We start from the raw sequence: 19,492 nt of genomic DNA on the forward strand, positions 1-19,492 counted from the left end.
CGCTGACGCACATCGGCCGGCTTTCTTTGATCCGAGGCCCAGGGTATCGCTCGCCGCGTTCCCGGGCCTTTCGCTTTTCTTGGAGCGCCCCATGCCCCCTTCCCTGCTGCAGCGCCGGTCGCTGCTGATGGCCGCCGCCGCCACTTCCTTCGTCCTGGCCGGCTGCGGCTCCAGCACGCCTGATCGCCCGCCCATCGTCTTCGTCCATGGCAACGGCGACACCGCGGCGCTGTGGCAGACCACGGCCTGGCGTTTCGAGTCCAACGGCTGGCCGCGCGAACGGCTGCACGCCATCGACGTGCCCTACCCGCTCGCGCGCGATGACGACACCGTGGCCCAGCCAGGCCGCACCTCCACCGCCGAACACATGGCCTACCTCAAAGCCGAGGTGGACAAGGTGCTGCAGGCCACGGGCGCCAGCCAGGTCGTGCTGCTGGGCAATTCGCGCGGTGGCTACGCCATCCGCAACTACCTCCAGAACGGTGGCGGCGACCGCACGGTGAGCCACGTCGTTCTGGGCGGCACGCCCAACCACGGCGTCTGGGCGATTGCGGGCTTTCGCGAAGGCAGCGAGTTCTCGGGCACCGGCCCCTTCCTCACGCGGCTCAACACCCCCCGGAATGCGGCAGGCGACGAAGTGGCCGGCCCGGCGCGGTGGATGACCATCCGCTCCGATGGCAACGACAAGTTCGCCCAGCCCGACGGACTGTGGATCGGCCGGCCCGGCACGCCGACCCATGTCACCGCCGCCGGGCCCGAACTCAAGGGCGCGCAGAACGTGGTGATCCCGCGCATCGACCACCGCGAAACCTCCTTCTCGCCCGCGGCCTTCGATGCCTCCTACCGCTTCATCACCGGCGAAGCCCCCGCCCGCACCGACATCGCCGCTGAAAGCGCGGCGGTGCTCAACGGCAAGATCACCGGGCTCGGCCTGAACTCCACCGACCCCGCCTCGGGCAGCTTCAGCAACAACTTGCCGCTGCGCGGCGCGCAACTGCAGGTGTTCATGACCGATCCGGCAACGGGCGCACGCACCGGTGCGCCGCTGCTCAGCCGCACCGTCGGCGCGGACGGCGTTTGGGGGCCGCTCACCGTCGCGCCGAACGTGCCGGTGGAATTCGTTCTCTCGGCGCCGGGCTATGCCACAACGCACATCTACCGCAGCGGCTTCCCGCGCGGCAGCGACCTGGTGCACCTGCGCGCCGAACGCATCGCCGACGCCGACCGCACGGCCGATGCCATCGTCACCGTCACACGCCCGCGCGGCTACCTGGACCCGGCCCGCGACCGCATGCTGCTGGACGGCGCACCGCCGCCGGGCGTGCCCGCCGGCGCCGGGGTGTCCTCCGCCAAGGTCAAGCCGGCAGGGCCGCAGCGTGCAATCACCGCCGAGTTCAACGGCGAACGGGTGACGGGCCAGACCTGGCCGGCTGCGCAAGGGCATGTGGTGCTGCTGGAGATCAGCCAGTAAGCCGACACCGCGTTGCGCCACTGGCGCATCCCAATAAAAAAGGGGGCTGTGCACAGCCCCCTTTTTTGTTGCCCGCCGTGGGCTCAGAAGCCCAGCGCGTGCGGCAACCAGGTCGAGATCGTCGGCACGAAGGTCAGCAGGATCAGCACCACCAGGTGCGCCACCAGGAAGGGCGGCAGCTCGCGCGTGAGCGCCGCCAGCGGCACCTTGGTGGCCACCGAGGTGACGAAGAGCAGCCCGCCCACCGGCGGCGTGATCATGCCCAGCGTGAGGTTGACGATCACCACCATGGCGAAGTGGATCGGGTCGATGCCCAGCGCGGCCGAGATGGGCGCGAGGATGGGCACCAGAATCATCACGCCCGGCAGCGGCTCCATGAAGATGCCGAACAGCAGCAGCAGGATGTTGACCGCAATGAGGAAGGTCACGGGCGACAGGTTCCAGCCCACGATGGTCTCGGCCAGCTGCTGCGGAATGCCTTCGATGGTCAGCACCCAGGCGAACGCGGCGGATGCGGCCACCACCAGCAGCACCGAGGCGGTGAGCAGGGCTGAGCGCGCGGCGATGTGCGGCAGGGCCTTCCACTCCAGTGTGCGGTAGATCCACTTGCCGCAGAAAAGCGCGTAGAACACGGCCACCACCGAGGCCTCGGTAGGCGTGAAGATGCCGAAGCGGATGCCCACCAGGATCAGCACCACCAGCATCAGGGCCGGAATGGCGCGGATGCTGTTGGCGAGCATCTCCCGGCCGCTCGGGCGCGGCTCGCGCGAGCGGTAGTCGCGCTGCACGCAGACGCGCCAGTTGACGATGGCCATGGCCACGGCGATGAGGATGCCCGGCGCGAAGCCGGCGATGAAGAGCGCGCCGACCGAGACCTGCTCGTCCTGCAGCGCGTAGATGATCATGATGATCGAGGGCGGAATGATCGGCCCGACGATGGCCGTGCTGGCGGTGAGCGCGGCGGCATAGGCGCGCGAGTAGCCCGCCTTGTCCATCATCTTGACCATCATCGAGCCCGGACCCGCCGCATCGGCCAGGGCCGAGCCCGAGATGCCCGAGAACAGCGTGAGCGACAGGATGTTGGCGTGTCCCAGCCCCCCGCGCAGGTGGCCCACGAACTGCGCGGCGAAGCGCAGCAGCACCACGGTGAGCGCCCCGCCCGACATGATCTCGGCCGCGAGGATGAAGAAGGGCACGGCCATCAGCGGAAAGCTGTCGATGCCCGTGAACATCTCCTTAAAGACGATCAGCTGCGGATAGCGCCCGCCCACGAAGACCGCGATGGCGGCCGACATGGCCAGCGCGAACGCGACGGGAAAGCCCAGCGCCATCAGCACGACGGCGGCGATGAAAAGGGTGATGGCCATGGCGTCAGTTCCTTGTGCGTGTTGTGCGGCGGGCCATCACAGGGAGGCCGCCGATTCGGCGTCCATCTCGTCCGATTCGACGTAGCGGCCATCGCGGATGTAGCCGCGCGCCATGAAGAGCAGGTGCACGAACAGCAGCACGAAGCCCGCCGGCATGGCCGCGTAGATCCAGGCGAAGGGGATGTCGGTGGCCGGCGTGGTCTGGAAGCGCGTGGCCCAGACGTACCGCACCGAGAACCAGGCCATCACCAGGAAGAACACGCCCAGCGCCAGCACGATGAAGCCGCGCAGCACGCGTGCGCCGCGCTCGCCCAGCGCATGGTGCAGGTTGTCGATGGCCACGTGGCCGCCGAAGCGCAGCACCAGCCCGGCGCCCAGGAAGGTGCACCAGATCATCAGGTGGCGCGCCACCTCTTCGGCCCAGACGATGGAGTCCCCGGTGGTGTAGCGCAGCACCACGTTGGCGAAGACGATGCAGGCCATGGCCAGCAGCAGCAGGATGAGCAGCCAGCGGTTGCCGGCGACCAGGGCGCGCTCGAAGCGTGAAAGCATGGTGATGAGGTAGGTGGAAAAGACAAAGCCCGGACGCGCCGGGCACAGGGGAACGCAAAAGGAGGAGCAGGCCGGCGGCCGAAGCCGCCAAGGGCTCACTTCACGCTGGCGATCTGGTCCAGCGTCTTCTGGCCAAACTTGGCGGCGTACTGCTTGTAGGCCGGCTCCAGCGCCTTCTGGAAGGCGCTCTTGTCCACCGATTCCACCACCTGCATGCCGGCCGCCTTGACGTCGGCAAGGCCCTTCTGCTCCACGTCATCGACGAACTTGCGAGACGCCAGCGCGCCTGCCTTGGCGCCCTGCGTGAAGGCGGCCTTCTGCGCATCGGAGAGGCCGGCCCAGAAATTGGGCGACACGATCAGAGCCATAGGGGCATAGACGTGGCCGGTGAGCGAAAGGTACTTCTGCACCTGCGGCAGCTTGGCCGAGACGATCACCGACATGGGGTTCTCCTGCCCGTCGATCGTGCCCTGCTGCAGCGCGCCGATCACCTCGGGCCAGGCCATGGGCGTGGGCGAGGCACCCAGCGTGCGGAAGGCGGTGATGTGGACCGGGTTCTCGGTCACGCGGATCTTCAGGCCCTTCAGGTCGGCAGGCGTCTTCACCGGGTGCTTGTTGTTGGTCAGGTGGCGAAAGCCCTGCTCGCCCCAGGCCAGCGCGATCAGGCCGCGCTTCTGGAACTTGCCCAGCAGTTCCTGGCCGAAGGGGCCGTCAAGCACCGCGCGGGCATGGGCTGTGTCGCGGAACAGGAAAGGGATGTCCACCACGCCCACGTCGGGCACAAAGTTGCTGAGGGCGCCGGTGGAGACGATGACGGCTTCGACCGTGCCCAACTGCAGGCCCTCGATCAGCTCGCGCTCGCCGCCCAGGGCGCTGGAGGGGAAGTGCTTGAACTTCACGGCGCCGCTGGTGGCCTTCTCGACCGAGTCCGACCAGGCCTGGGCCGCCGCGCCGTAGTGCGAATTGACGGCCAGCGCGTAGCCGAGCTTGACCTCCTTGGCCGGCTGGGCGAATGCGGAAACGGCGGGCAGGCCGGCCAGCGCGGCAGCGGAAACGGTGGCCAGGGCCAGGCGGCGGGAAACGGCAGTGCGCATGGAATCGATCCGATCGGAGAAAAGACGAAAAAAACGCCCCGTCACGGGGCGCGATGGCAGGAAAAGGGTCGCCAAAAATTATCCCCTTGGCCCTGCGCTCTCCATGTACGGGAAACCACGCAGGCCGGGGCCGGGCTGCGGAATGCGGCAGAAGGCAGCGAAAGGCGGCAGATCGCCGGCTGGGATTGCGGCAGGCCGCCGCGCGGGACGCGGTGCCGTGGACTGGCCCGGTCTCGATGCTGTCAGTCGAGCAGGCGGGACGACTTGGGCACGTGCGCCATGAGGAACTCCATCTGGTCCGCCAGGATGCGGCGGTTGCGCAGGATGAAGTCTTCCCACAGGCTGGGCACGTAGGGCGCATAGAGCAGCGGCATGTGGGCCTGCTCGGGCGTGCGCGGGCCCTTGCGGTGGTTGCAGGGGCGGCAGGCGGTGACCACATTCATCCAGTGGTCCACACCGTTGCGGGCGAAAGGCACGATGTGTTCTCGGGTCAGGTCTTCCTCGTGGAAGTGGCCGCCGCAGTAGGCACAGACGTTGCGGTCGCGCGCGAAGAGCTTGCTGTTGGTGAGCGTGGGCTTGAGGTCGTACGGGTTGATGGCCGGCACGCCCCGGGTGCCGATGATGCTGTTGACGGCGATCACCGACTGCTCGCCCGTCACGGCGTTGTGGCCGCCGCGGAACAGCGCGACCTGCGCGCCGGATTCCCAGCGCACCTCGCCTGCGGCGTAGTGGATCACCGCCTGCTCCAGCGAGATCCACGACTGGGGCAGCCCCTGGGCCGACAACTTCAAGACCTTCACAACACGCCTCCTGCTGAAATTCACAAGAATCGGAACGCTGATGTCTCGCGGTGGCCTGCCAAGCCACCCAGGGAGGCCGCTGAATGAACCGCCGCAGCGTCGTTCGTCCAGCACTTCCCTGGCGCACAATATACTCCTTTCATGACAAATTGGCGTCCAGCGCTTGTTGCGCCTGCGCTTAACGCTATCAAAAACAGAGCAAACGGATGAAGATCTTCCGCGGCTTCCAACACCCCGGCATCGCGCCGGCCTGCGCGCTCACCATCGGCAACTTCGATGGCGTGCATCGCGGCCACCAGGCCATGCTGGCGTTGCTCAACAGCGAGGCCGCGCACCGGGGCGTGCCCAGCTGCGTGCTCACCTTCGAGCCGCACCCGCGCGACTACTTCGCCGCCGCCCGCCAGCGGCCCGAGCTGGCCCCGGCCCGCATCGGCACGCTGCGCGACAAGCTGGCCGAGCTCGCCGCCTGCGGCGTGCAGCAGACTGTGGTGCTGCCCTTCAACGAAAGCCTGGCCCGCCAGCCCGCGCAGGGGTTCATCGACGAAGTGCTGATGGGCGGCCTGGGCGCGCGCTACGTGCTGGTGGGCGACGACTTCCGCTTCGGCGCCCAGCGCGCGGGCGACTACGCCCTGCTGGACAAGGCCGGCCGCGAGCGCGGCTTCGACGTGGCGCGCATGAACAGCTACGAGGTGCACGGCCTGCGCGTATCCAGCTCGGCCGTGCGCGATGCGCTCGCGCGCGGCGACATGGAAGCCGCCGCCGCCCTGCTCGGCCGGCCCTACGCCATCAGCGGCCATGTGGTGCATGGCCGCAAGCTCGGGCGGGACCTGGGCGCCAGCCGCGCGGGCGCGGGCGACGGTTTCCGCACGCTGAACCTGCGCTTCGCGCACTGGAAGCCGGCCGCGAGCGGCATCTTCGCGGTGCGCGTGCACGGCCTGGGCGACGCGCCCCTGCCCGGCGTGGCGAACCTGGGCGTGCGCCCTTCGCTCGACGCGAACGACGTGAACGGGGGCCGCGTTCTGCTGGAGACGCACTGCCTGCAGTGGCCCGCCCACCTGGGGCCGGAAGGGGCCTACGGTAAAATCGTCCGTGTGGAACTCCTGCTCAAACTGCACGACGAGCTGAAATACGACAGCTTCGACGCCCTGACCGCCGGCATCGCCAAGGACTGCGACGACGCGCGGGCGTTCTTCGCCGGCAGCACCCACGCCGAAACCCACCGCCAGACCACGCGCGACCGAATTTGACGATCGCCCACCGCCGCTGCACACGCTGCGGCGGCGCTGCCCCACGGCACACTGCCCCGCCCCTCTTTCCCCGCCTTCCGGGCCGCCGCCACGGAAAGCTCCCCAGGTCTTGCCATGTCCGAACAGAACCCCACCGCCTCCACCCCCGCCAACGGCACGGATTACCGCGCCACGCTGAACCTGCCCGACACGCCCTTCCCCATGCGCGGCGATCTGCCCAAGCGCGAGCCGGGCTGGGTTCAGGAATGGGATGAAAAGGGCATCTACAAGCGCCTGCGCGATGCCCGCCGCGGCGCGCCCAAGTTCATCCTGCACGACGGCCCGCCCTACGCCAACGGCCAGATCCACATCGGCCACGCGGTGAACAAGATCCTCAAGGACATGATCACCAAGGCGCGCCAGCTGGAGGGCTTCGACGCGCTCTACGCCCCGGGCTGGGACTGCCACGGCCTGCCGATCGAGAATGCCATCGAGAAGCTGCATGGCCGCAACCTGCCGCGCGACGAGATGCAGGCCAAGGGCCGCGCCTTCGCCACCGAGCAGATCGCCCAGCAACTGGTGGACTTCCAGCGCCTGGGCGTGCTGGGCGAATGGGACCACCCCTACAAGACCATGAACTTCGCGAGCGAGGCCGGCGAACTGCGCGCGCTCAAGAAGGTGATGGAACGCGGCTTCGTCTATCGCGGCCTGAAACCCGTCTATTGGTGCTTCGACTGCGGCTCCTCGCTGGCCGAGTTCGAGATCGAATACCAGGACAAGAAGAGCACCACGCTGGACGTGGCTTTCAAGGCGCACGACAAGGCCCGGCTGGCCGCGGCCTTCGGCCTGCCCGCGCTCGAGAAAGACGCCTTCGTCGTCATCTGGACTACCACCGCCTGGACCATCCCCGCCAACCAGGCGCTGAACCTGAATCCCGAGATCAGCTACGCGCTGGTGGACACGGGCGAGCGCATCCTGCTGGTGGCCGAGCCGCTGGTGGCCGCCTGCCTGGAGCGCTACGGCCTCACGGGCAGCGTGATCGCCACCGCCGCCGGCAAGCAGCTCGCCGGGCTGGAGTTCGAGCATCCGCTCTACGACGTGGCCAGCGATGACGGCAGCTACGGCTACCGGCGCCTCGCGCCGGTCTATCTGGCCGACTACGCCACCGCCGACGACGGCACGGGTATCGTGCATTCGTCGCCCGCCTACGGCCTGGACGACTTCAACTCCTGCGTGGCCCACGGCATGGCGCTGGACGAAATCCTCAACCCGGTACAGGGCAACGGCACCTACGCGGCCGACTTCCCCCTCTTCGGCGGCCTGCACATCTGGAAGGCCGTCCCGGTCGTGATCGAGGCGCTGAAGAACGCCGGCCGCCTGATGGCCACCAAGGACATCACGCACAGCTACCCGCACTGCTGGCGCCACAAGACGCCGGTGATCTACCGTGCCGCCGCGCAGTGGTTCGTCCGCATGGACGAGGGCGAAGGCGTATTCACCGATCCGGCCCAAAAGCCCGCGCAGACGCTGCGCCAGATCGCGCTGGCCGCCATCGAGGAGACGAAGTTCTACCCCGAGAACGGCAAGTCCCGCCTGCGCGACATGATCGCCGGCCGGCCCGACTGGTGCATCTCGCGCCAGCGCAGCTGGGGCGTTCCCATCCCGTTCTTCTTGCACAAGGATTCGGGCGAGCTGCACCCGCGGACCATGGAAATCATGGACCAGGCGGCCACCATCGTCGAAGCCGGCGGCATCGAGGCCTGGAGCCGCGTGACGGCCGAAGAGATCCTGGGCGCCGAAGACGCGACCCATTACACCAAGAGCACCGACATCCTGGAGGTGTGGTTCGACTCCGGCTCCACCTTCTGGCACGTGCTGCGCGGCACCCACGCCGGCATGCACCACGACAGCGGCCCCGAGGCCGACCTGTACCTGGAAGGCCACGACCAGCACCGAGGCTGGTTCCATTCCTCGCTGCTGCTGGCCAGCGCCATCTTCGGCCGCGCGCCCTACCGCGGCCTGCTCACGCACGGTTTCACGGTGGACGGCCAGGGCAAGAAGATGAGCAAGTCGCTGGGCAACACCGTCTCGCCCCAGCAGGTGAGCGGCAAGCTGGGCGCCGAGATCATCCGCCTCTGGGTGGCCTCCACCGACTATTCGGGCGACCTGGGCATCGACGACAAGATCCTCGCCCGCGTGGTGGACGCCTACCGCCGCATCCGCAACACGCTGCGTTTCCTGCTGGCCAACGTCAGCGACTTCGACCCGGCCACGGACGCCGTGCCCTTCCCCCAGATGCTGGAGATCGACCGCTACGCGCTGACGCGTGCGGCCGCATTCCAGGCCGATCTGCTGGCGCACTACCAGGTCTATGAATTCCACCCCGTGGTCGCCAAGCTGCAGCTCTACTGCTCGGAAGACCTGGGCGGCTTCTACCTCGACGTGCTCAAGGACCGGCTCTACACCACCGCGCCCAAGAGCCTGGCGCGCCGCAGTGCCCAGACCGCGCTCCACCAGATCACGCACGCCATGCTGCGCTGGATGGCGCCCTTCCTGTCCTTCACGGCCGAAGAGGCCTGGAAGACCTTCGGCAGCTCCGAGTCGATCTTCCTGGAGACCTACCAGCCCATCGCCGGTGCCGACGAGGGCCTGGCCGCCAAGTGGACGCGCATCCGCGCCATCCGCGACGTGGTAAACAAGGAGATCGAGGCGCTGCGCGCCACCGGCCAGGTGGGCTCGTCACTGCAGACCAACCTCACGCTCACCGCCGCGCCGGAAGACCATGCCCTGCTGGCCAGCCTGGGCGACGACCTGAAGTTCGTGTTCATCACCTCCGCGATCGAACTGGTCGCAGGCGACGCGCTTTCCATCGGCGTGAAGGCCAGTTCCGACGCCAAGTGCGAGCGCTGCTGGCACTACCGCGCCGACGTGGGCCAGGACCCGGCGCACCCCACCCTCTGCGGCCGTTGCGTGAGCAATCTCTACGGCAGCGGTGAACACCGGGAGCACGCATAAATGGCCCGCACCTCCTCCTCCGCCGCGTCCGCCAAAGGCGGCTCGATCTGGCCCTGGCTCGCCTGGGCCGTGCTGATCCTGGTGGCCGACCAGTTCACCAAGACGCTGATCCTGGGCTACTACCGGCTGGGCGACGCCACGTACGTCACCGACTTCTTCAACATCGTGCGGGCGCACAACACCGGAGCGGCGTTCTCGTTCCTGGCGGATGCGGGCGGCTGGCAGCGCTGGGCCTTCACCGGCATCGGCGTGGCGGCGGCGCTCTTCATCGTCTGGCAGCTGCGTGCCCATCCGGGGCAGAAGCTGTTCTGCTTCGCGCTCTCCAGCATCCTGGGCGGCGCCATCGGCAACGTGGTGGACCGCATGATGCACGGCTACGTGGTGGACTTCCTCGACGTGCACGCGCGCGGCTGGCACTTCCCGGCCTTCAACCTGGCCGATGCGGCCATCACGGTGGGCGCCATCTGCCTCATCGTCGATGAGCTGCTGCGGGTCAAGCGGTCGCGCTGACGCCGCCGAGAGCCCCTTCCCCTCTGCCCCAGGCCCGCCGATCGCGGGCCTTTTTTTTGTCCGCGGCCCGGGCCGGAGCCGCCCGCCATGTCATGAGGGCGTCACAGCGCTGCGCTTCAATGTAAACGTTTACATCACCTCGCAGACAAGGCATCAGCCCCATGAGCATCCAGGAAGTGGCACGGCAGGCCGGCGTTTCGGTCGCCACCGTTTCGCGCGTCTTCAACCTGCCCGACAAGGTCACGCCCGCCACCCGCGACCAGGTGCGCGAGGTGGCGCGCCAGCTCGGCTACCTACCCAATGCCAGCGCCCGCACGCTGCGCACCCAGCGCAGCCGCGTGATCGGCGTGGTGCTGCCCACCCTGCTGAACCCGGTGTTCGCCGAAGCCTTCAGCGGCGTCGCGCGCGCCGCGGCCCAGGCCGGCTACGCCATCCTGCCCTGCACCACCGACTACCGCGTGGATCAGGAAGACCAGGCCGTACAGCAGTTGCTCGCCGCCAATGTCGAAGGCATGGTGCTGGTGGTTTCCAGCCCCGAGACGTCGACTGCGCTGCAGCGGCTGACCGACGCCGGCCTGCCCTACGTGCTGGCCTACAACCGCCATCCGGCCCACCCCTGCGTCTCGGTGGACAGCGAGCAGGCGGTGGCCGATCTGGTGGGGCGCCTGGCCGCCCTGGGCCACCGGCGCATCGCCATGGTGAGCGGGCAGCTGGCCGCCTCCGACCGGGCGCAGCAGCGCTGCCGGGGCTTCCAGCGCGGCATGGCCGCGGCCGGGCTGGGCCCGGGCGCGGTGCTGGAAGTGCCCTTCGTCGAGACCGCCGTCAGCGAGATCGCCGCGCGGCTGCAGGCGCCGGGGCGGCCCACGGCGCTGGTCTGCTCCAACGACCTGCTGGCCATCCGCAGCCTGCGCGCAGCGCACCTGGCGGGCCTGGCCGTGCCTTCGCAGATCAGCATCACCGGCTTCGACGGCATCGCGCTCGGGCAGGACCTCACGCCCACACTCAGCACCATCGCCCAACCCAATGCGGACATCGGCCACCGCAGCGTGGAGCTGCTGGTACAGGCCCTGCAGCCCGGCGGCGCGCCCCTGCGGCCTGCGGCCAGCCTGACGCTGCCACACCAATTCCGCGAAGGTGAATCCTGCGCCGCCGCGATGGCGGGCCGCTAGCGCCTGGCGCCGCCCCTTTTCTCCGTTTCTCCCGCTCTCCCGTTCCTTCCCTTTCAGGAGTCTTTCCATGCAACACCGTTTGATGCGTATCGCCCGCCACACGGCCCTGGCCCTGGGCCTGGCCGCCAGCGCTGCCGCCGCCCTGGCGCAGACCGCCATCTGCTACAACTGCCCGCCCGAATGGGCCGACTGGGGCACGCAGCTCAAGGCCATCAAGGCCAAGACAGGCGTGACCGTGCCGCCCGACAACAAGAACTCCGGCCAGTCGCTGGCACAGCTCTCCGCCGAACGCGCCAGCCCCGTGGCCGACGTGACCTACCTGGGCGTCACCTTCGCCATCCAGGCACAGAAGGACGGCCTGCTGGGCACCTACCAGCCCGCCCACTGGCAGGACATTCCCGATGGCATGAAGGACCCGGCCGGCCACTGGTTCACCATCCACTCGGGCACGCTGGGCTTCATGGTCAACGTCGATGCCCTCAAGGGCAAGCCGGTGCCGAAGTCGTGGGCCGACCTGCTCAAGCCCGAATACAAGGGCCTGATCGGCTACCTGGACCCGGCCTCGGCCTTCGTGGGGTATGTGGGTGCCGTGGCGGCCAACCAGGCGCGCGGCGGCACGCTGGAGAACTTCGGCCCCGGCATCGACTACTTCAAGGCGCTGCAGAAGAACGACCCCATCGTGCCCAAGCAAACCGCCTACGCCCGCGTGCTCTCGGGCGAGATCGCCATCCTGCTGGACTACGACTTCAACGCCTACCGCGCCAAGTACAAGGACGGCGCCAACGTGCAGTTCGTGATCCCCACCGAAGGCACGGTGGCCGTGCCCTACGTGATGGGCCTTGTCGCCAAGGCGCCCCATGCCGCCGACGCGAAGAAGGTGCTGGACTTCGTGCTCTCCGACGAAGGCCAGGCCATCTGGGCCAAGGCCTATCTGCGCCCGGTGCGCGCCGCCGCCATGCCCGCCGACGTGCAGGCCCGCTTCCTGCCCGCCAGCGAATACGCCCGCGCCAGGACGGTGGACTACGGCCGCATGGCCGCCGCGCAGAAGGCGTTCTCCGACCGCTACCTGCAGGAAGTGAAATGAGCGCACGCCACGGCGGTTTCGCCCCCTCGCGCGGGCTGCTCGCCGCCTGCGCTGCGCCGGCCGTGGCATTCTTCGCGGCCTTCTGGCTGCTGCCTACGGCCCTGCTGCTGGCGCTGCCGGCGCGCCAGGGCTGGGCGACCTACTTCGCAGTCGTAACGAACGGCCGCTACCTGCAGAGCCTGCTGCAGACCCTGGGCCTGTCGCTCGCCGTCACGCTGGCCACGCTGGTGCTGGGCGCACTGGTGGGCATCACGCTGGCGCGCCAGCGCTTTCCCGGCCGGCAGCTGCTGCTGTCGCTGCTGACGCTGCCGCTCTCGTTTCCCGGCGTGATCGTGGGCTTCTTCATGATCCTGCTGGGCGGGCGCCAGGGTACGCTGGCGGGGCTCACCGATGCGCTGGGCCTGGGCCGCGTGACCTTCGCCTACGGCCTGCTGGGCCTGTTCCTGGCCTACCTCTACTTCTCGCTGCCGCGCGCCATCGCCACCTACACGGCGGCGGCCGGCGCCATGGAGGCGCAGCTCGAAGAGGCCGCCCGCTCGCTCGGCGCTTCGCGCTGGCGCGTGGCGCGCGACGTGTGGATGCCCGCGCTCGCACCCACCACGCTGGCCTGCGGCGCCATCGTGTTCGCCACCGCCATGGGCGCCTTCGGCACGGCCTTCACGCTGTCGGCCAAGTTCGAGGTGCTGCCCATCACCATCTACGACGAATTCACCAACTACGCCAACTTCGCGCTGGCGGCCAGCCTGTCGATCGCGCTGGGGCTCATCACCTGGCTGGTGCTCTGGCTCTCGCGCCGCTGGGCCGGCACGTCCGCCTTCTGAGAAAGCGCCACGATGAGAAACGCAAGGCAGGCGCCCTGGGCGCTGGTGGCCCTTACGGCCCTGGTGGCCCTCTTCATGGCCGCGCCCATCGCCCTTTCGGTGATGGCGGGGCTGGTCAACAACTACAGCGTCGGCCTGCACAGCGGTCTCACGCTGCGCTGGCTGGGCGAGGTGTGGGAGAACTACGGCAGCACCGTGACCTGGTCGCTCACCCTCGCGCTGCTGTGCGTGGCGGGCAACCTGCTGCTGGGCGTGCCCTGCGCCTATGCGCTGGCGCGCAGCCGCTCGCGCTGGGCGCGGCTCTTCGAGGAGCTGCTGACCCTGCCCGTGGCGGTGCCGGGCCTGGCCAGCGCGCTGGCGCTGATCCTGGCCTACGGGCAGCTGTCGAGCTTCCGCCAGAGCTTCGCCTTCATCCTGGTCGGGCACATGATCTTCACCCTGCCCTTCATGGTGCGCACCGTGGGCTCGGCCTTCCAGAAGGACGAGCTGCGCTCGCTCGAAGAGGCCGCGCGCTCGCTGGGCGCAGGCTTTGCGCAGCGCTTCCTGGGCGTGCTGGTGCCCGCCGTGCTGCCAGCCATCGTGGCGGGCAGCCTGATGGTGTTCACGCTCTCGGTGGGCGAATTCAACCTCACCTGGATGCTGCACACCCCGCTCACCCGCACCCTGCCCGTGGGGCTGGCCGACAGCTATGCCTCCATGCGCATCGAGGTCGGCTCGGCCTACACCCTCGTTTTCCTGCTCGTCATCCTGCCCGTGCTCTGGGGCCTGCAGGCCGTCGGCAACTTCATCGAAAAACACCATGGCAATTGAACTCGAACGCACGCGCGTGGACATCGTCCAGTGCGCCAAGACCTACGCCGGCGGCGCGCGCGGCCTGCATCCCACCGACCTGGCCGTGGAGCCCGGCGAGGTGCTGGCCCTGCTGGGCCCCTCCGGCTGCGGCAAGACCACGCTGCTGCGCCTGATCGCCGGGCTGGAGGCGCCCGACGCCGGCAGCCGCATCGCCTTCGGCGGCACCGACGTGACGCAGCTGCCCATCGAGCGGCGCGGCGTGGGCATGGTGTTCCAGCACTACGCGCTGTTTCCGCAGATGACGGTGGAGGGCAACATCGGCTATGGCCTGAAGATCCGCGGCGTGCCCGAGGCCGAACGCCGCCGCACGGTGGGCGAGCTGGTCGACCTGGTGCGCCTCACCGGCCTGGAAAAGCGCCGCCCGGCCGAGCTCTCCGGCGGCCAGCGCCAGCGCGTGGCCCTGGCCCGCGCGGTGGCCGTGCGCCCGCGGGTGCTGCTGCTGGACGAGCCCCTCACGGCGCTGGACGCCAAGCTCAAGGAGTCGCTGCGCGACGAGCTGGCCGAGCTGCTGCGCCGCCTGCACATCACCGCCATCCACGTCACGCACGACCAGCAGGAGGCCCTCGCCATCGCCGACCGCCTGGCCGTGATGCAGGCCGGCCGCATCGTGCAGGTGGGCGACGGCGAGACGCTCTACCGAACGCCCGCCCACCCCTTCGTCGCCTCGTTCCTGGGCCGGGTGAACCGGCTCGCGCGGCCCACCACCGGGCGGCAAGGCTGCATCGACCTGGGCGGGCTGGAACTGCCCGTGCCGCCCGGCCCGGCCTGCGACGCCTGGCTGGTGCGCCCGGAGGACGTGGAGGTCGAACCCACCGTGCTCGGCCAGCCCGGCTGGGGCCATGCCGACGTGACGCACCGCAGCTTTCTGGGCGACCGCGTGCAGCTCACGCTGGACGTGGCCGGCCAGGCCCCGCTGCGTGCCGACGTGGCCCGCGACCATGCCGCCCGCGCCGGCGACACGGTCGCCATCCGCATCGCCCCGCACCGCCTCATGCCCCTGAACGACGAAGCCCACGCCGCTGCCTGACCCATGACAGCCAACGCACCCCACACCCTCCTGCTGCAGCTTTCCGACCTGCATATCCGCGAGCCCGGCCGCCTGGCCTATGGCCGCATCGACACCGCACCCTATCTGCGCGAAGCCGTGGCCAGCATCGGCCGCCTGCCGCAGCGGCCCGATGCCGTGGTCATCACCGGCGACCTGACCGACTTCGGCCGCGCCGCCGAATACGACCACCTGCGCGAGCTGCTGGCACCGCTCGCGCCCTTGCCCATCTACCTGCTGCCCGGCAACCACGACGAGCGCCAGCAGCTGCGCGCGAGCTTTCCCGAGCATGCGTGGCTGGGCACCGAAGGCTTCGTGCAATACAGCGTGCCGGTGGGCGCGATGCAGCTCATCGCGCTCGACACCGTGGTGCCCGGCGCGAGCGAAGGCAGCCTGTGCGCCGAACGGCTGGACTGGCTGGCCGCGCAGCTCGATGCGCACCGCGACCGGCCAGTGGTCATCGCCATGCACCACCCGCCCTTTCGCACGCTGATCGGCCACATGGACGAGATCGGCCTGCTGCAGGGCGCGGAAGCGCTCGAAGCCCTGGTGGCCCGCCACCCCAACGTGGAGCGCGTGATCTGCGGCCACCTGCACCGCAGCATCCAGGTGCGCTTCGGCGGCAGCGTGGCGCTCACCGTGCCCTCGCCCGCCCACCAGGTCTGCCTGGACCTGGCGCCCGACGCGCCCTCGGCCTGGACGCTGGAGCCGCCCGGCTACGCCGTGCATGCGCTGCCGGCCGGCGGTCGGCTGGTCTCGCACCTGGCCGCGAGCGGGCGCCACGAAGGGCCGCATCCCTTCCACGATGGCGGGCAGCTGATCGACTGAGGCGGGAACGCCGGTGAAATGCTCACCTTTTCATAGCAATAGGCGAACACTCCACCTCGGCTGCAAGCACTTTCAGCCCACCGAACCGCCCAGCGACGCCGCCACACTGGCCACCGCCCTCGGCCGGGGCTTCATCGGCGCAGGACTACGCCGCCGCGCCCGCAGGAGGCGCATGATTCCTCCCCCGGCCCGGGCCGAACCACCATCGCCGCACCCGGCCGCCAGCCCGCCCTGCTGGCGGGCGGTGCGCTATCGAATCAGGAGTATGCTGCACCCATGGCCCGGCCCGCTTTCAGGGCATGGGCGTGCGTCGCATTCTCCGTTGGAGGGTTGGTAGCTTGGCGGGTCCGTTCTTTCGTCCATGAAGCATCTGTTGAATCTGCTGGCAGCCGTGGCGCTGCTCGTCTGGGGTACGCACCTGGTGCGTACCGGCGTGCTGCGCGTGTTCGGCGCCAACCTGCGCAGCATGCTGGCGCGCAGCATGGGCAACCGCTTCTCGGCCGCGCTCTCGGGCATGGGCGTGACGGCGCTGGTGCAGTCCAGCACGGCCACGTCGCTGATGACTTCGTCCTTCGTGGGCCAGGGCCTCATCACCCTGCCCGCCGCGCTGGCCGTGATGCGCGGGGCCGACGTGGGCACGGCGCTCATGTCGGTGCTGTTCTCGTTCGACCTGTCGTGGCTGTCGCCGCTCTTCATCTTCGTGGGCGTGGTGCTGTTCATCACGCGCCAGGCCAGCACCGCCGGCCGCGTGGGCCGCGTGCTGATCGGCCTGGGCCTGATGCTGATGGCGCTGGAGATGGTGGTGCAGGCCAGCGGCCCCATGCTGGCCTCGCCCATCATCCGCGCCATGCTGGGCTCGCTCAACAGCGACATCGTGCTCGAAGTCTTCATGGGCGCGCTGCTGGCGGTGCTGGCCTATTCCAGCCTCGCGATCGTGCTGCTGATCTCGGCCATGGCCGCCTCCCATGTGGTCCCGCTGGACGTGGCGCTGGGCCTGGTGCTGGGCGCCAACCTGGGCAGCGGCCTGCTGGCGGTGCTGACCACAGCCAAGTCGGCGGTCGAGGTGCGCCAGGTCACCGTGGGCAACCTCGCCTTCAAGCTGATGGGCGTGCTGCTGGTGGTGCCCTTCACCGGCCTCTGGATACGGCACGTCCACCCGCTGCTGCCCGGCATGGCCCAGGGTGTGGTGCTGTTCCACCTGGCCTTCAACGTGGTCATCAGCCTGGGCTTCATCGCCTTCACGCAATGGGTGGCGCACTGGGTCACGCGGCTGCTGCCCAAGCCGGCCGGCACGCAGAGCCGCCGCCCTCAGCACCTGGACCCGTCCGCGCTCAGCACCCCGTCGCTGGCCATCGCCTGCGCCACGCGCGAGGCGCTCCACCAGGCCGACGTGGTCGAGACCATGCTGGCCGGCGTGATGGACGTGATCCGCCGCAATGATCTGCAGCTGGCCGAGCGGCTGCGCAAGATGGACGACGAGGTGGACGAGCTGTACTCGTCCATCAAGTACTACCTGACCAAGATCTCCCGAGAGGCGCTGGGCGAGGAGGAAAGCCGGCGCTGGACGGACATCATCAGCTTCACCATCAACATGGAGCAGGTGGGCGACGTGATCGAGCGCGTGCTGATCGACATCGAGGACAAGAAGATCAAGAAGGGCCGCCAGTTCTCCGAAGCCGGCATGGCCGAGATCACCGAGCTGCACCAGCGCCTGGTGGGCAACCTGCGCCTGGGCATGAGCGTGTTCCTCAACGGCAACGTGCGCGACGCACAGAAGCTGCTGGAAGAGAAAGCCCGCTTCCGTGACCTGGAGCGCGCCTACGCGGCCACCCATCTCGTACGCCTGGCGGACAAGACCGTCCACAGCATGGAGACCAGCTCGCTGCACATCGACCTCATCAGCGAATTGAAGCGCATCAACTCGCACATCTGCTCCATCGCCTATCCCATCCTGGATTCGGCGGGCGCCCTGGCGCCCAGCCGGCTGCGCACGGCCGGCGCTTCTCAGGATGCCGGGCCCACCATCTGAGGCCCGCTGAACTACACGGGCGGCAAGCCGCGCCTCCCGCCTACCCCATCTGGCGCGGAGATGGGCGCAAGTTAAGGCGACGCTGAACAAGCCCCCGGCGCGCTGCGGCGCGTGAATGGTTCAGCGCCGCCTCGGGGTTTCCGTCCCGGCTTTCCACCTTGCCTCAGGAGCAGCCATGTCCAGCACACCATCCACCCCTCCCGCCTCCACCGCTCACGACGAGCCCGAAATCACCCAGGAGCGCGACGTGCCGCTCGACGGCACCGACGCCGAAGGCGAAAAGCTGATGAAAGAGGTACGCAACGATCGCCTCGAGGTGCCGCCCGGCGAGGAAGAGGCGAACGAGCATCGCAACGAAGTGCCGCCGAAGAAGTAGGCAGCAGCGTGAGCCCCCCGGGCCCCATAGCACAGGGCCCGGCCCCGCGTGCGGCGCCCGCCGGCAGAGTCCGCAGGCCGCCGGTGGTCGATGCGCCGGCGGGCTGCACCCGTGCCGCCCATCCGCTAACGTGGTGTCCCAATCCACAACAACATTCCCTATTTCGCCATGAGCAACTCCGTCCTCGCCTACGGCGCACAGTCCGCCACCACGCCGCTCGCCCCGCTCACCATCGAGCGGCGCACGCCCGCCGACCGCGACGTCGCCATCGACATCCTCTTTTGCGGCGTCTGCCACTCCGACCTGCACACCGTGCGCGGCGAGTGGGCCGGCACCCAGTTCCCCAGCGTGCCCGGCCACGAGATCGTGGGCCGCGTGACGGCGGTGGGGCCGAAGGTGACGAGGTTCAGCGTCGGCGACATCGTGGGCGTGGGCTGCATGGTGGACAGCTGCCAGCACTGCGCCCCCTGCGAGCAAGGCCTGGAGCAGTACTGCGACAACGGCTTCACCGGCACCTACAACGGCCCCGAGCAGGGCACGGGCGCGAACACCTTCGGCGGCTATTCGGCGCACATCGTGGTGCGCGAGAGCTTCGTGCTGCGCATCACGCACCCCGAGGCGCAGCTGGCCGAAGTGGCGCCGCTGCTGTGCGCGGGCATCACCACCTATTCGCCGCTGCGCCAGTGGAACGCCGGCCCGGGCAAGAAGGTCGGCATCGTGGGCCTGGGCGGCCTGGGCCACATGGGCGTGAAGATCGCCGCCGCGATGGGTGCGCACGTGGTGCTGTTCACCACCTCGGACTCCAAGCGCGAAGACGCCAAGCGGCTGGGTGCGCATGAAGTCGTGGTCTCGAAGAACGCCGATGAAATGGCCGCGCATGCCAACAGCTTCGACCTGATCGTGAACACCGTCGCCGCGCCGCACGGTCTGGACGCCTTCCTCGCGCTGCTCAAGCTCGACGGCACCATGTCGCTGGTGGGCGCGCCGGCCAGCCCCCACCCCTCACCCAACGTGTTCAGCCTGATCATGAAGCGCCGGCGCCTCGCGGGCTCGCTGATCGGCGGCATCCGCGAAACGCAGGAGATGCTGGACTTCTGCGCACAGCACGGCATCGTGGCGGACATCGAATCCATCCGCATGGACCAGATCGAGACCGCCTACGAACGCATGCTCACCAGCGACGTGCGCTACCGCTTCGTGATCGACATGGCGACACTGCGCGCAGCCGCCTGAAGGACACCCGGGGCCTGCGC

17 protein-coding genes are annotated in these 19,492 nt (G+C 69.1%); 13 read left to right on the top strand and 4 right to left on the bottom strand.

The window, feature by feature from the left end; genetic code table 11:
• Nucleotides 1–91: 91 nt before the first annotated feature.
• Nucleotides 92–1,471, top strand: coding sequence for an alpha/beta fold hydrolase (locus tag AC3A84_RS15805; protein WP_487970982.1), 1,380 nt, complete (start codon nt 92–94; stop codon nt 1,469–1,471).
• An 83-nt stretch (nt 1,472–1,554) separates the two neighbouring features.
• Here AC3A84_RS15805 and AC3A84_RS15810 read toward each other — a convergent pair whose 3' ends face one another.
• The 4 genes from AC3A84_RS15810 to AC3A84_RS15825 all read right to left on the bottom strand — a co-directional run bounded on the left by AC3A84_RS15810 (nt 1,555) and on the right by AC3A84_RS15825 (nt 5,284).
• Nucleotides 1,555–2,838: a TRAP transporter large permease gene (locus tag AC3A84_RS15810; RefSeq protein WP_487970983.1), complete on the bottom strand. Its 1,284-nt coding sequence runs from the start codon at nt 2,836–2,838 to the stop codon at nt 1,555–1,557.
• 36 nt (nt 2,839–2,874) lie between these two features.
• Nucleotides 2,875–3,390, bottom strand: a complete 516-nt coding sequence (locus tag AC3A84_RS15815) for a TRAP transporter small permease (RefSeq protein ID WP_487970984.1) — start codon at nt 3,388–3,390, stop codon at nt 2,875–2,877.
• Nucleotides 3,391–3,485: 95 nt separating this feature from the next.
• On the bottom strand, nt 3,486–4,484 hold the full coding sequence (locus AC3A84_RS15820) for a TRAP transporter substrate-binding protein (RefSeq protein ID WP_487970985.1): 999 nt from the start codon (nt 4,482–4,484) through the stop codon (nt 3,486–3,488).
• Nucleotides 4,485–4,726: 242 nt separating this feature from the next.
• On the bottom strand, nt 4,727–5,284 hold the full coding sequence (locus tag AC3A84_RS15825; RefSeq protein ID WP_092938179.1) for an HNH endonuclease: 558 nt from the start codon (nt 5,282–5,284) through the stop codon (nt 4,727–4,729).
• A 206-nt stretch (nt 5,285–5,490) separates the two neighbouring features.
• On the opposite strand from AC3A84_RS15825, the gene AC3A84_RS15830 reads away from it, so the two are divergent.
• From AC3A84_RS15830 to AC3A84_RS15885, 12 genes are all read left to right on the top strand, one after another.
• Complete coding sequence (locus AC3A84_RS15830) at nt 5,491–6,531, top strand: bifunctional riboflavin kinase/FAD synthetase (protein ID WP_487970986.1); 1,041 nt, start codon at nt 5,491–5,493, stop codon at nt 6,529–6,531.
• Nucleotides 6,532–6,645: 114 nt separating this feature from the next.
• Nucleotides 6,646–9,525 (top strand): isoleucine--tRNA ligase, encoded by a 2,880-nt coding sequence (gene ileS, locus AC3A84_RS15835; RefSeq protein ID WP_487970987.1) that lies wholly within the window; start codon nt 6,646–6,648, stop codon nt 9,523–9,525.
• Nucleotides 9,526–10,035, top strand: coding sequence for a signal peptidase II (lspA, locus tag AC3A84_RS15840; protein WP_487970988.1), 510 nt, complete (start codon nt 9,526–9,528; stop codon nt 10,033–10,035).
• Between the two features lie 161 nt (nt 10,036–10,196).
• The gene (locus tag AC3A84_RS15845) at nt 10,197–11,204 is read left to right on the top strand and encodes a LacI family DNA-binding transcriptional regulator (protein WP_487970989.1); all 1,008 of its coding nucleotides are present in this window, start codon (nt 10,197–10,199) and stop codon (nt 11,202–11,204) included.
• 82 nt (nt 11,205–11,286) lie between these two features.
• Nucleotides 11,287–12,288, top strand: coding sequence for an ABC transporter substrate-binding protein (locus AC3A84_RS15850; protein ID WP_487971060.1), 1,002 nt, complete (start codon nt 11,287–11,289; stop codon nt 12,286–12,288).
• Nucleotides 12,285–13,109 carry an ABC transporter permease gene (locus AC3A84_RS15855; RefSeq protein ID WP_487970990.1) on the top strand — a complete coding sequence of 275 codons (825 nt, stop codon included), beginning with the start codon at nt 12,285–12,287 and terminating at the stop codon, nt 13,107–13,109. Before AC3A84_RS15850 ends, AC3A84_RS15855 begins: the two co-directional genes overlap by 4 nt.
• A gap of 12 nt (nt 13,110–13,121) precedes the next feature.
• The gene (locus tag AC3A84_RS15860) at nt 13,122–13,919 is read left to right on the top strand and encodes an ABC transporter permease (protein ID WP_487970991.1); all 798 of its coding nucleotides are present in this window, start codon (nt 13,122–13,124) and stop codon (nt 13,917–13,919) included.
• Nucleotides 13,909–14,988, top strand: coding sequence for an ABC transporter ATP-binding protein (locus tag AC3A84_RS15865; RefSeq protein ID WP_487970992.1), 1,080 nt, complete (start codon nt 13,909–13,911; stop codon nt 14,986–14,988). Before AC3A84_RS15860 ends, AC3A84_RS15865 begins: the two co-directional genes overlap by 11 nt.
• 3 nt (nt 14,989–14,991) lie before the next feature.
• Entirely contained in the window at nt 14,992–15,834 is an 843-nt protein-coding gene (locus AC3A84_RS15870) for a phosphodiesterase (RefSeq protein WP_487970993.1), read from the top strand.
• A gap of 361 nt (nt 15,835–16,195) precedes the next feature.
• The gene (locus AC3A84_RS15875; protein WP_487970994.1) at nt 16,196–17,863 is read left to right on the top strand and encodes a Na/Pi cotransporter family protein; all 1,668 of its coding nucleotides are present in this window, start codon (nt 16,196–16,198) and stop codon (nt 17,861–17,863) included.
• A 175-nt stretch (nt 17,864–18,038) separates the two neighbouring features.
• Complete coding sequence (locus tag AC3A84_RS15880) at nt 18,039–18,239, top strand: hypothetical protein (RefSeq protein ID WP_487970995.1); 201 nt, start codon at nt 18,039–18,041, stop codon at nt 18,237–18,239.
• Between the two features lie 168 nt (nt 18,240–18,407).
• Nucleotides 18,408–19,472: an NAD(P)-dependent alcohol dehydrogenase gene (locus AC3A84_RS15885; protein ID WP_487970996.1), complete on the top strand. Its 1,065-nt coding sequence runs from the start codon at nt 18,408–18,410 to the stop codon at nt 19,470–19,472.
• Nucleotides 19,473–19,492 lie beyond the last annotated feature (20 nt).

Source organism: Paracidovorax sp. (assembly GCF_057642795.1).

Excerpts from the sequence above, each read along its gene's own strand:
- ileS (WP_487970987.1), top strand. The coding sequence starts at position 6,646 with ATGTCCGAACAGAACCCCACCGCCTCCACCCCCGCCAACGGCACGGAT.
- AC3A84_RS15850 (WP_487971060.1), top strand. The coding sequence starts at position 11,287 with ATGCGTATCGCCCGCCACACGGCCCTGGCCCTGGGCCTGGCCGCCAGC.
- AC3A84_RS15805 (WP_487970982.1), top strand. The coding sequence starts at position 92 with ATGCCCCCTTCCCTGCTGCAGCGCCGGTCGCTGCTGATGGCCGCCGCC.
- AC3A84_RS15870 (WP_487970993.1), top strand. The coding sequence starts at position 14,992 with ATGACAGCCAACGCACCCCACACCCTCCTGCTGCAGCTTTCCGACCTG.
- AC3A84_RS15855 (WP_487970990.1), top strand. The coding sequence starts at position 12,285 with ATGAGCGCACGCCACGGCGGTTTCGCCCCCTCGCGCGGGCTGCTCGCC.
- lspA (WP_487970988.1), top strand. The coding sequence starts at position 9,526 with ATGGCCCGCACCTCCTCCTCCGCCGCGTCCGCCAAAGGCGGCTCGATC.
- AC3A84_RS15875 (WP_487970994.1), top strand. The coding sequence starts at position 16,196 with ATGAAGCATCTGTTGAATCTGCTGGCAGCCGTGGCGCTGCTCGTCTGG.
- AC3A84_RS15830 (WP_487970986.1), top strand. The coding sequence starts at position 5,491 with ATGAAGATCTTCCGCGGCTTCCAACACCCCGGCATCGCGCCGGCCTGC.
- AC3A84_RS15860 (WP_487970991.1), top strand. The coding sequence starts at position 13,122 with ATGAGAAACGCAAGGCAGGCGCCCTGGGCGCTGGTGGCCCTTACGGCC.
- AC3A84_RS15820 (WP_487970985.1), bottom strand. The coding sequence starts at position 4,484 with ATGCGCACTGCCGTTTCCCGCCGCCTGGCCCTGGCCACCGTTTCCGCT.
- AC3A84_RS15810 (WP_487970983.1), bottom strand. The coding sequence starts at position 2,838 with ATGGCCATCACCCTTTTCATCGCCGCCGTCGTGCTGATGGCGCTGGGC.
- AC3A84_RS15885 (WP_487970996.1), top strand. The coding sequence starts at position 18,408 with ATGAGCAACTCCGTCCTCGCCTACGGCGCACAGTCCGCCACCACGCCG.
- AC3A84_RS15865 (WP_487970992.1), top strand. The coding sequence starts at position 13,909 with ATGGCAATTGAACTCGAACGCACGCGCGTGGACATCGTCCAGTGCGCC.
- AC3A84_RS15815 (WP_487970984.1), bottom strand. The coding sequence starts at position 3,390 with ATGCTTTCACGCTTCGAGCGCGCCCTGGTCGCCGGCAACCGCTGGCTG.
- AC3A84_RS15880 (WP_487970995.1), top strand. The coding sequence starts at position 18,039 with ATGTCCAGCACACCATCCACCCCTCCCGCCTCCACCGCTCACGACGAG.
- AC3A84_RS15845 (WP_487970989.1), top strand. The coding sequence starts at position 10,197 with ATGAGCATCCAGGAAGTGGCACGGCAGGCCGGCGTTTCGGTCGCCACC.